The sequence below is a fragment of the Microbacterium sp. genome (assembly GCF_032084865.1).
Taxonomy (GTDB): Bacteria; Actinomycetota; Actinomycetes; order Actinomycetales; family Microbacteriaceae; genus Microbacterium.
This window is the reverse complement of sequence record NZ_DAMDLU010000164.1, coordinates 1-5,873: the sequence shown is the minus strand read 5'-3', so window position 1 is coordinate 5,873 and position 5,873 is coordinate 1. Positions and strand designations below refer to the sequence as shown.

Below are 5,873 nucleotides of genomic sequence, written 5' to 3'. Positions count from 1 at the left end.
CGGCATCCGCCCCGGCGGGTCCCGCGACTCCGGTAGTTCCGGCACCGGCATCCGCCCCGGCGGGTCCCGCGACTCCGGTGGTTCCGGCACCGGCATACGCCCCGGCGGCACCGGCATCCGCCCCCGCTGCCGCATCCGTGCCTGCAGCCCCGGCCCGAGTACCCGCTCCGGCGTCGGCATCCCCGTCCGTCGCGACCCCGGCATCTCCGGCGCCCGCATCGCGACGTGAACAGCGCGAGCGGCCGTCGTTCCTGCAGCACGAGCCCCACGAAGAGCCGGCCAAGACGGGCGCCCGCGGCATGCTGAATCGATTCGGGTTCTCGCTCGCCCCCGGCGCAGCGGAGCGCGCAGTGCGCGACGACGAGCTGCTCGTCAGCCACCACTGGCCCGGTCCGCGCACGATCGCCGTGGTGAACGGCAAGGGTGGTGCGGGCAAGACCCCCTCGACTGTTCTGCTCTCGGCCGTCTTCGCGCGGTTCGGCGGCGCGGGAGTGCTCGCCTGGGACAACAACCAGACCCGTGGCACCCTGGGCTGGCGCACCGACACCGGCCCGCACGACCACACGCTGTTCGAGCTGCTCCCCGAGACCGATCGCCTGCTGGGCGCGGGAGCCCAGTCGGCCGACCTCGCCCGCTACGTGCACCACCAGGCGCGTGAGAAGTACGACGTGCTGCGCTCCAAGCCCATCCGGCTCGCGCAGGAGAACCGTCTGCGCTCGGAGGACATCGACGCGATCCACGCCGTGGCGACGAAGTACTACCGTCTGATCATCATCGACTCCGGCAACGACGAGTCCGACCCGATGTGGCTGCGCATGATCGACCACGCCGATCAGATCGTCGTGGCGACCACGACTCGCGACGACCACGCCGAGGCCGGTGCTCTGCTGCTCGAAGCGCTCGAGGACCGCGACGAGCGATCGGCACGGCTCGCCCGTCAATCGGTGGTCGTCGTCACTCAGGCCGACCCGAAGGCCACTCCGGCTGATGTCGACCAGGTGGTGACCGGCTACCGCGACCTGGCACGAGAGGTGGTCGCGATTCCGTTCGACCACGAGATGGTCGACGGACACCTGCGGCTCGGCGCCCTCGCGCCGGCGACGCAGACCGCCTGGCTGGCTGCGGGGGCCGCCGTCGCGCGCGGACTCTGACCACGGCACTGAGCGTCCCTCGGTGCGCTCGTCACGCCCGCGGTGCGATCAGAGCGATTCGATCCAGTTGCGCAGCAGCCGGATGCCCGCTTCTCCCGACTTCTCGGGGTGGAACTGCGTCGCCGAGAGCGGACCGTTCTCGACCGCCGCGATGAAGCGCTCACCGTGGGTCGCCCACGTCACGGCCGGCTGCGGGAACGGCGCGATGACGTCGAGCTCCCACGCCGTGGCTGCGTACGAGTGCAGGAAGTAGAAGCGCTCGTCCTCGATGCCGCGGAACAGCACGCTGCCCTCCCCCGGCTCGACCGTGTTCCAGCCCATGTGCGGCAGCACCGGGGCATCCAGCTCGGCGACCGTGCCCGGCCACTCCCCCAGCCCCTCGGCGGGCTGGCCCCGCTCGACGCCGCGCTCGAACATCACCTGCATGCCGACGCAGATGCCGAGCACCGGGCGTCCGCCGGCCAAGCGTCGGTCGATGATCTCGTCACCGCCGTGTGCGACCAGCGCCTCTCGAACGGCGGCGAAGGCGCCCACGCCGGGCACGAGCAGTCCGTCCGCGTCGAGGGCACGGCTGCGGTCGCGGGTGAGTTCGACCTCGGCGCCCGCCGCGGCCAGAGCCTTCACGGCGGAGTGCACGTTGCCGGACTCGTAGTCGAAGACGACCACGCGCCGCTCGGTCACAGCGCCCCCTTCGTCGAGGGGACGCCGTCGACGAGCGGGTCGAGCGCCTTGGCCTGACGGAACGCGCGGGCGAACGCCTTGAACTCGGCCTCGGCGATGTGGTGCGGGTCGCGGCCCCCGAGGAGGCGCACGTGCACGGTCAGGCCGGCGTTGAGGGTGATCGCCTCGAACACGTGGCGCACCAGCGATCCGGTGAAGTGACCGCCGATGAGGTGGAACTCGAATCCGGCGGGCTCTCCGTCGTGCACGAGGAACGGGCGGCCCGAGATGTCGACCACGGCCTGCGCGAGAGCCTCGTCGAGGGGCACCAGCGCATCGCCGTAGCGCGAGATGCCCGCCTTGTCGCCGAGTGCCTCGCGGATCGCCTGGCCGAGCACGATCGAGATGTCCTCGACCGTGTGGTGCGCATCGATGTGCGTGTCGCCCGTGGCGCGCACGGTGAGGTCGGTGAGCGAGTGCTTCGCGAACGCCGTCAGCATGTGGTCGAAGAACGGAACGCTCGTGTCGATGTCGCTGCGTCCCGTGCCGTCGAGGTCGACGACGACCTCGACGGTCGACTCGGAGGTGCTGCGGGTCCGGCGGGCGGTGCGGGTGGTCATGCGGACGATCCAATCGACGCGAGGGCTTCCAGGAATGCGGTGGTCTCGGCTTCGGTCCCGGCAGAGACACGGAGGTGATGCGGGATCCCGACGTCGCGGATGAGCACTCCGCGGTCGTACAGCGCACGCCAGAGAGCCTGCGGGTCGTCGACTCCGCCGAACAGCACGAAGTTCGACCACGAGGCGTGCGGCCGGTATCCGAGGGCCTCGAGGGTGGCCGAGATGCGCTCACGCTGCTCGACGATCTCGTCGACCATCTGCAGCATGGTCGACGAGTTGCGCAGCGCCGCGACGGCTGCGGCCTGCGTGAGAGCACTGAGGTGGTAGGGAAGGCGCACGAGCCGCAGCGCGTCGATGAACGCCGGGTCGGCGGCCAGATAGCCGACCCGGGCGCCGGCGAAGGCGAAGGCCTTGCTCATCGTGCGCGAGACCGCGAGCCGCGGCCGGCCGGCCAGTAGGCTCTGCGCCGAGGGCGCGTCGTGCGGGGCGAACTCCTGATAGGCCTCGTCGACGATCACGACGCCGCGCGCCGCGTCGTAGACGGCCTCGATGACGTCGGGTCCCAGCGGCGTGCCGGTGGGGTTGTTCGGGGTGCAGAGGATGACGACGTCGGGGTCGGCCTCGGCGACCTGCCTCGCGGCATCATCGGCGTCGAGCGTGAAGTCGTCGTGCCGGGTGCCTGCGATCCACTGCGCGCCCGTGCCCTGCGTGATCAGCGGGTACATCGAGTAGGTGGGCGCGAACCCGAACGCCGTCCGGCCGGGGCCGGCGAATGCCTGCATGATGTGCTGCAGCACCTCGTTCGAGCCGTTGCCCGCCCAGATCTGCTCGGCCGTCAGTCCGTGACCGAGATACGCGGCGAACGCCTCTCGCAGCGGCGTGAACTCGCGATCGGGGTAGCGGTTGACGTCTCGCAGCGCGAGGGCGATGTCGTCGAGGATGTCGCTGGCGACCTCGTCGGGAACCGGATGCGTGTTCTCGTTGACGTTCAGAGCGACCGGAAGCGGCGCCTGCGGGGCACCGTACGGCGTGAGCCCGCGCAGGTCGGCGCGGAGGGGCAGCTCATCGAGGGATGTCACATGCTCCATCGTAGGCCGAGCATCGCGCACGCCGCCGCGGATGACGGCGCGCGCTCACCCGGAGTAGGCCGTCGGGATCGCGATCGAGGTGCCCACCTGGATCATGCCGGTGGGGAGGTCGTTGAGACGCTTGATGTCGTCGATGACGTCGCGCGGATCGGAGGTGGGTGCAGCCTCGGCGGCGATCGACCAGAGCGTGTCACCGGGCAGCACCGTCACGGTCTCGAAGGCGACCGGCTCGCTCTCACCGGACGCGACCGCCGAGCCGCCGGCCAGCAGCGAGACGGCGATGCCTGCGATGACCGGTGCGGCTGCGAGGGCGGCGAGCAGACGACGACCGCGTGCGGTGAGGCGCAGCCGGGTCGAGACAGAACGCCCTGCAGCGGCCGTGACCGTAGAGGTCTCGGGGGCCTGGATGCTGGTGGTGCTCATGTGATGCTCCTCTTCGCTCTCCCCCGCCCATCGGGCGGAAGTGGTGCAGCTTTCGCATCCGGCATCCGGCCGGGGATGCCGGATGCGAAGCTACGTTCCGAATCTATCTTCGATATCGAACATCTGTCAAGGATTCTTCGAACACCGTGCCACCACTTCTGCGACACGCTCGAACAGATCTTCCGTTTTCCGAACGAACTCGGATACGGTTTCGATGAAGTCAGCCCACCATGGGCCACCGACATTCGAACCGGATCCCCGCGATGACGCGGATCCGCACCGTGTGAGGGCATGAAGGAGCAGCCATGAGCGACACCCCCGAGACCGCAGCCGAGGCTCCCCGCACGCGGCGCCGCAAGAGCCTGAGCCCCAAGCAGATGGCGATCCTCGAGGTCATCCAGACCTCGATCGCCCGGCACGGCTACCCGCCGAGCATGCGCGAGATCGGCGACGCGGTGGGGCTGAAGTCGCTCTCGAGCGTCACTCACCAGCTCGGGCAGCTCGAGCTGAGCGGCTACCTGCGCCGCGACCCGGGCAAGACCCGCGCGATGGAGGTATTGATCGACCTTCCCGGCAGCGGCGCCGAGAACCCCGCCGACACCGCCCCGTCCGTGGGGGACGCTGCGCTGGTGCCCCTCGTCGGGCAGATCGCCGCGGGAGTGCCGATCACGGCCGACCAGCAGGTGGAGGAGATCTTCCCGCTGCCGAGGCAGCTGGTGGGCAAGGGCGATCTGTTCATGCTGAAGGTCAACGGCGAGTCGATGATCGACGCGGCGATCTGCGACGGCGACTGGGTCGTCGTGCGCACGCAGAACAATGCCGAGAACGGCGAGATCGTCGCCGCCATGATCGACGGCGAGGCGACGGTGAAGACCTTCCGCCGGCGCGACGGGCACACCTGGCTGCTGCCCCGCAACTCGGCGTTCGAACCCATCCTCGGCGACGAGGCGGTCGTGCTCGGCAAGGTCGTCGCGGTGCTCCGCTCGGTCTGATCGCGCGCTCGCGACGAAGAGAGGCGCCCCTTCCCGGTCGGGAAGGGGCGCCTCTCTTGCTGGTCAGACCTCAGACGGTGACCGCGACGTCCTCACGGACGCGACGGGTGGCCTCGACGATGTTGCGCAGCGACTCGACGGTCTCCTCGTAGGCGCGGGTCTTCAGACCGCAGTCGGGGTTCACCCACAGCTGGCGCAGCGGCAGCTCGTCGACGGCGCGACGCAGCAGCGCCTCGATCTCCTCGACGCTGGGCACCCGCGGCGAGTGGATGTCGTACACGCCGGGACCGACCCCGTGATCGAAGCCGAAGCGTGCGATGTCGGCGACGACCTCCATCCGGCTTCGCGCCGCCTCGATCGAGGTCACATCGGCGTCGAGGGCGCGGATCGCATCGATCACCACGCCGAACTCCGAGTAGCAGAGGTGCGTGTGGATCTGCGTCGCCGCAGCGGCACCGCCGGTCGCGAGGCGGAACGAGCGCACCGACCAGTCGAGGTAGTCGGCCTGATCCGCCGCCTTCAGCGGCAGCAGCTCGCGCAGCGCCGGCTCGTCGACCTGGATGATCGCGATGCCCGCCGCCTCGAGATCGGTGATCTCGCCGCGCAGGGCGAGGGCGACCTGGTCGGCGGTCTCAGCGAGCGGCTGGTCGTCGCGGACGAACGACCACGCGAGGATCGTCACGGGACCGGTGAGCATGCCCTTGACCGGCTTCGCGCTGAGCGACTGGGCGTACGCGGCCCACGAGACGGTGATCGGCGCGGGGCGCGACACGTCTCCCCAGAGGATCGAGGGCCGGGTGGCGCGCGAGCCGTAGGACTGCACCCAGCCGTGCTGGGTCACGGCGAATCCGTCGAGGTGCTCGGCGAAGTACTGCACCATGTCGTTGCGCTCGGGCTCACCGTGCACGAGCACGTCGAGGCCGAGCTCCTCCTGCAGGG

Annotated in this window: 6 protein-coding genes and 2 pseudogenes; 3 read left to right on the top strand and 5 right to left on the bottom strand. The window is 70.2% G+C overall.

Going from position 1 to position 5,873, the window contains the following annotated elements; all coding sequences use genetic code 11:
• Together RT309_RS13390 and RT309_RS13385 are read left to right on the top strand one after the other, a co-directional pair.
• Positions 1–229 (top strand): annotated as a pseudogene (locus tag RT309_RS13390) (hypothetical protein); the annotation flags it as partial.
• 70 nt (positions 230–299) lie between these two features.
• Positions 300–1,151 carry an AAA family ATPase gene (locus tag RT309_RS13385; protein WP_313357801.1) on the top strand — a complete coding sequence of 284 codons (852 nt, stop codon included), beginning with the start codon at positions 300–302 and terminating at the stop codon, positions 1,149–1,151.
• Positions 1,152–1,199: 48 nt separating this feature from the next.
• On the opposite strand, the gene hisH is transcribed toward RT309_RS13385, so the two are convergent.
• Genes hisH through RT309_RS13365 form a run of 4 tightly spaced genes read right to left on the bottom strand, consistent with a single transcriptional unit; the run spans position 1,200 to position 3,942 of the window.
• Positions 1,200–1,832 (bottom strand): imidazole glycerol phosphate synthase subunit HisH, encoded by a 633-nt coding sequence (gene hisH / locus RT309_RS13380; RefSeq protein ID WP_313357798.1) that lies wholly within the window; start codon positions 1,830–1,832, stop codon positions 1,200–1,202.
• A complete protein-coding gene (hisB, locus tag RT309_RS13375) occupies positions 1,829–2,431 on the bottom strand; it encodes an imidazoleglycerol-phosphate dehydratase HisB (protein WP_313357797.1) in 603 nt (200 codons plus the stop codon). Before hisB ends, hisH begins: the two co-directional genes overlap by 4 nt.
• Positions 2,428–3,519: a histidinol-phosphate transaminase gene (locus RT309_RS13370; RefSeq protein WP_396654460.1), complete on the bottom strand. Its 1,092-nt coding sequence runs from the start codon at positions 3,517–3,519 to the stop codon at positions 2,428–2,430. The genes hisB and RT309_RS13370 overlap by 4 nt, the downstream gene beginning before the upstream one ends.
• A 45-nt stretch (positions 3,520–3,564) precedes the next feature.
• Entirely contained in the window at positions 3,565–3,942 is a 378-nt protein-coding gene (locus RT309_RS13365; RefSeq protein WP_313357793.1) for a LysM peptidoglycan-binding domain-containing protein, read from the bottom strand.
• A 305-nt stretch (positions 3,943–4,247) separates the two neighbouring features.
• Between RT309_RS13365 and lexA the strand changes: the two genes are divergently transcribed.
• The gene (lexA, locus tag RT309_RS13360) at positions 4,248–4,934 is read left to right on the top strand and encodes a transcriptional repressor LexA (protein WP_313357791.1); all 687 of its coding nucleotides are present in this window, start codon (positions 4,248–4,250) and stop codon (positions 4,932–4,934) included.
• Between the two features lie 70 nt (positions 4,935–5,004).
• Here lexA and RT309_RS13355 read toward each other — a convergent pair.
• A pseudogene (locus tag RT309_RS13355) lies at positions 5,005–5,873 on the bottom strand (5-methyltetrahydropteroyltriglutamate--homocysteine S-methyltransferase); the annotation flags it as partial.

Coding starts and splice junctions, on each gene's coding strand:
- RT309_RS13385 (WP_313357801.1), top strand. CDS start 300: ATGCTGAATCGATTCGGGTTCTCGCTCGCCCCCGGCGCAGCGGAGCGC.
- hisB (WP_313357797.1), bottom strand. CDS start 2,431: ATGACCACCCGCACCGCCCGCCGGACCCGCAGCACCTCCGAGTCGACC.
- RT309_RS13370 (WP_396654460.1), bottom strand. CDS start 3,519: ATGGAGCATGTGACATCCCTCGATGAGCTGCCCCTCCGCGCCGACCTG.
- RT309_RS13365 (WP_313357793.1), bottom strand. CDS start 3,942: ATGAGCACCACCAGCATCCAGGCCCCCGAGACCTCTACGGTCACGGCC.
- lexA (WP_313357791.1), top strand. CDS start 4,248: ATGAGCGACACCCCCGAGACCGCAGCCGAGGCTCCCCGCACGCGGCGC.